This window comes from Planktosalinus sp. (assembly GCF_059864935.1).
The window spans coordinates 1-5,268 of the sequence record NZ_JCBCCK010000245.1; the positions used below are offsets into that span (position 1 = coordinate 1).

Consider the following 5,268-nt stretch of genomic DNA (forward strand, 5'->3'; position numbering starts at 1 on the left):
GTAGTGGTAATTTAAGTGTTTGGGCAGGTCCATTGAACTTTACAACTGTTGTAAGCTGTCAGGTGGTCAACACCTTCCCTTTCTTAGAAGATTTTGAAGCTTCTAGTGCAACGCTTGGTTGTTGGACACAAATTTACGAAGTGGGCACTTCCGACTGGACGTTTGTAACGGGTTCCTCCGGTGGTGCCATTACAACGGCCTTTAGCGGGACGCAAAACGCACGCTTTATAAGTCAATCCGGCACCAACAACCCCATTACCAAACTGGTAAGCCCGGTGTTTGATCTTTCCGGATTGGGTAATCCTGAGCTTTCTTTCTACTACGGACAAGAAGTTTGGGCAGGCGATCAAAACGAGCTGAAGGTTTATTACCGCGAAAGCGATATCGATCCTTGGGTACAAATAGCACATTATACCCAGAACGTAGCAACTTGGACACAGGAAACGCTGTCGTTGCCTAATCCAACAGCTACCTATCAGCTTGCTTTTGAAGGAATAAACAACTGGGGGCGTGCCAATGTAATCGATGATGTGATGATCGAAGAAGGTGTTGCAATTTGTCCTGCTCCTTCAGCACTTACCATAGATGCCGTTACAGATACTACCATTGATTTCTCATGGACACCTCCAACAGACATCAGCGATGTGGAAGGTTATTTCTGGAGATTGATGAACTCGGGTGACGATCCTTTTGTTGACCCTTCGGTTGATGAGGATTTTGTTCCCGGAGCTACTTCAACTTCAGCCATGATTACAGGGCTTACACCCGGTACAGATTACGATTTGTACCTTGTATCTGTTTGTGATCAAACTACTTTATTTATAAGTGACTCAATAATGGTAGCAGTTACAACAGATATCGTGTTTGTATGTGATATGCCAACCGCTGTAACACTTGGCACTGTAGAAGCTACAACAGCTGAATTCTCCTGGACAGCTTCTGCTACAGAAACCAATGGTTATGAATGGGCGGTATTCAACTCAGGTGATGATCCTTTGGTTGATCCATCCGTTGCTTCCGGCACTGTTGCAACAGGTGTTACTTCAGTAACTGTAACAGGTCTTACTGCAGAAACCGATTACGACTTTTATGTAAGAACTGATTGTGATCCTGATGGAATGAGCGATTGGGAAGGTCCGTTTGCATTTACTACAGATGTTTTAAGTGTAAACGACTTTGATTTCAGCAGTATTGCCTTTTATCCAAACCCCATGGGTGATGTGTTGAATATCTCTGGTCAAATTGAAATTGAAAAAGTTGTCATATTCAGCTTGACCGGTCAGAAGTTGATCGAACAAAGAGTAGGAAGCTTAGAGACTCAAATCGATGTTTCAAACTTTGCGTCAGGTCCTTACTTGATTCAAGTAACCACTTCAACCGGAAAGACAGGTATCTTCAGGTTGATTAAAAAATAACCTTTCATTAGGTTTACAATTTTAAATTCATTTTTAATAAAGAAGCTGTCCGAAAGGGCAGCTTTTTTTGTGGCCAATACTTATTTTAAAAATGGGAACTCCATTAATTACAAAGCCTGTCAGGCAGAGGGGGTTAAAAAAAGTACTTTAAAGAAAGGCTTCAGAAAAGACAAATTATGTTAAATTATTAAATTATTTCTATCTCTATTATCCTTAAAAAAAGAATAAAAACTTGTTTTGTATATAGTACAAAATACTTTGAACGATTTAAGATATAAAAAAAAATCTGCTTGTTTTTTTAACATCTTTTTTAACTATATTTAGTAGCTAATAACAATTATAAATTTCCCAAAATAAACTAACCAATTAAGATGTCACTTTTTTTGGGAAAACGTCTAACTAAATTAACATATTATGAAAAAAATTATTTTTCTGCTTGTTGCCATTTTGGCTTCAAGTTATGGTGTTTATGCCCAGCATAATTTTCCTGCAGTTACCGGACCGGTATTGGTAACCCAGGGATCACCTGAAACGCTTGTAATCAATGATGCGGCAAACACCGCCGGAGCTCCGGCAGGTCTTTACAGTGAGTTTACTGTAACTGCAGATTGGGTAGAAGCCGGAGGTGGTCCCTATTCTAGTGAAGCTGATCTAACAATGACAACAACTGCAGGGTCGGTACTCATTGATCCTCCTACTACCGGAGGGGCTAGTAATGGCAACGCTACAACCCTTACTTTTTCGGGGTCATTTACTGCATCTTACGATCCAACTGTAGATGGAACAATGTCCATTACACTCAATCAATCTTGGTCGGGTTCAAGTGCTAACTGGTCAAATATAGTAGTAACTATTATTGAGGCTCCAACTTGTCTTGAGCCATCAGGCTTATCTGCATCTGCTATAACCACAACAACAGCAGACTTAGGATGGACAGAAAACGGAACGGCAACCACCTGGGACATTGAATGGGGTGCATCAGGGTTTACACCCAGCGGCACGCCTACTATAGCAGGTGTTACTACAAACCCATACCCACTTACAGGGTTAACGGCAAGTACTTCATATGATTTTTATGTGCGTGCAGATTGTGGAGGTGGTGATTTAAGTGCCTGGGCAGGGCCTTTTAACTTTACAACCTTATGTGTAGCTTTTACCAGCCTGAGCGAGAATTTTGATTCCTATGGAACAGGAAATATTGTTCCAAACTGCTGGAACCGATTAATTATAGGAACAGGTTCACAGACCATAAGCAGTACATCACCTGCTTCAGGTACACGTAATATTTATCAGTACTCTTCGGCTCCGGCAAACCAGACATTTGTTATTTTGCCTGAATTCAGTAATATAAGCGCAGGAACACACCGTTTAAAGTTTAAAACAAGAGTCGGTTCTGGTACAGGTCATTTAGAAGTTGGCTATATGACAGATGCAACCTCTGCAGCTACTTTTGTCAATATTCAGACTGTAAACGCAACTAATATAGCTTACGGTCTGGAAACAATAATTCCGATTCCAAATTCTGTACCTTCCGGCGCAAGATTAGCGATCAGGAATCCCGGTATATCTACAGTCTCTCATTATTGGGATGATGTGGTTTATGAAGCGACACCCTCTTGTGTAGCTCCTACTGCCTTAACGGCGACAAATATTACGAATAATTCAGCCACATTTAACTGGACAGCTTCTGCTACAGAAACAGGAGGTTATGAATGGGTGGTAATGGCTTCTGGAGCTACTGCTGATCCTGGCACTGCAGTTGCCACAGGTACTGTGGGTACCGGTGTTGTGACAACTTCTGCCACCGGTCTTTCTCAAAATACAGCTTACAGCTTTTATGTAAGGGCAAACTGTGGAGCTAATGGCTTAAGTGCCTGGGCAGGTCCATTTACTTTCACAACACCTTTATTGGTTGCACCTCCATTTACAGAAGGTTTTGCAACCACCACAACTCCTGCAGGATGGAACACAACCGGATGGATTATTGGTTCCACCAGAGGAGTGACAGGTAATCCCGGTAATAATATTTATAAAAATATATATACCACAGGTACATCAGGCAGTTCGTTTAGATCATCAGCTATTGGTCCTGTAACTGCGAACATGATTTTAAGTTTCGACTATATGGTAGCACTTTTTTCTTCACCCTATGGTCCTCCTGCGGCAGGGTCCGGTGATTTTGTAGTTGAAATTTCAACAGATTATGGCACAACTTATTCTGTTTTGGAAACGGTAGCAAATGACGGAGTTGCGGGATGGCAATCAAAAAACTATCCGTTAACTGCATATGCAGGTCAGGATGTTGTATTTAAAATTACAGGGAACTGGGTATCTCAAGACTGGGACATGGCTTTTGATAATTTTTATATTGGCTTGACGATTACTTGTCCTCAACCTTCCGGTTTAACTGCTTCAAACATTACTCAAACAACTGTAGATTTAAGCTGGACAGAAAATGGAACAGCTACCACCTGGGACATTGAATGGGGTGCAGTCGGGTTTACACCCACCGGTAATCCAACAATCGCAGGAGTAACCACCAACCCCTATCCACTGAGTGGCCTATTAGATGGAACTGAGTATGACTTTTATGTAAGAGCAGATTGTGGAGGAGGTGATTTAAGTACTTGGTCAGACCCTTATACTTTTAGTACTTTATGCCTACCCTATACAATTCCTTATTTTGAAGGTTTTGAAACCGGATATACACATAATACCATTGTAGAAGGATGTCTTTCTCAGGAATCAATAACAGGCGTTCAAGTTTGGACTGCAAATAATACAGAAACAACATACAATCGGGCACCGCGGACCGGAAACTGGAATGCCACACTCAGGTATGGTAATGAAGACTGGTTATTTATCCCTATTGAATTAACCGCTGGAACAAGCTATACATTTGATGCGTATGCAAGACAAGATGGTGCAACCGCAACTAATGCAAGTCTTACTGTAAGTTATGGAACATCAGCGTCTTCTATAGATATGGTTAATGTAATAGTGCCAGAAACTGGTCTGGTAAATGGGCCGTATCAACTATTTTCAGATATGTTTACGCCTGCGAGTACAGGAGTTTATTATATTGGAATCAAAGGAAAAATAAACTCCACTCCCTGGTATATTTCATTGGATGATATTTCGGTTTATGAAACCCCAACTTGTATTCCTCCATCTAATCTTGTCGCAACAAGTATCACGTCAACTTCTGCTGATTTGGGATGGACAGAAAATGGAACAGCTACCACTTGGGACATTGAATGGGGTGCAGCCGGGTTTTCACCCACCGGTACGCCTACAGTTTCTGGATTAACTACTGCATCTTACCCAATATCAGGTTTGAACTCTAATACCTCATATCATTTTTATGTAAGAAGTGATTGCGGTGGAGGTGATTTTAGTCCTTGGGTTGGTCCATTTAGTTTTACTACTGCTTGCGGTGCAACTACAGTCCCAACTTCTATGGAGGATTTTGGGAATGCAACTTTTAATTATAATACTAACGTCAACATGCCTTGTTGGTCTGAAGGGACCGGAAGTTTAACTGCGTCAACAACCGTAACAGTTGCAGATGGTGGTTGGGGTGCCCAAAATTATAATGATAATGGAACACATCCGAACGGAACTGCTGCATATATTAACCTTTATACATCCTCAGGAAGCAGCACTGCCTGGCTAATTTCACATTCCATCGACCTCGATTCAGCCATTGAGCCTGAGTTGCGCTTTGATGTATCTGTTATTCCGTGGTCAGGTACAAGCCCCGTGACTACAATGGGTAGTCATTATGTTCAAGTGGTTGTATCAACTGATGATGGTGCCACCTGGTCTGATCTAAATATTGTTCAAACTTATG

At 41.5% G+C, this 5,268-nt stretch carries 2 protein-coding genes; both read left to right on the forward strand.

The window, feature by feature from the left end:
• A partial coding sequence (locus AC6F75_RS08475) for a fibronectin type III domain-containing protein (protein ID WP_500714575.1) occupies nt 1–1,415 on the forward strand: 1,415 nt, incomplete at its 5' end.
• 414 nt (nt 1,416–1,829) lie between these two features.
• Nucleotides 1,830–5,268, forward strand: a 3,439-nt coding sequence (locus AC6F75_RS08480) for a fibronectin type III domain-containing protein (protein WP_500714576.1), incomplete at its 3' end; no start/stop codon positions are given.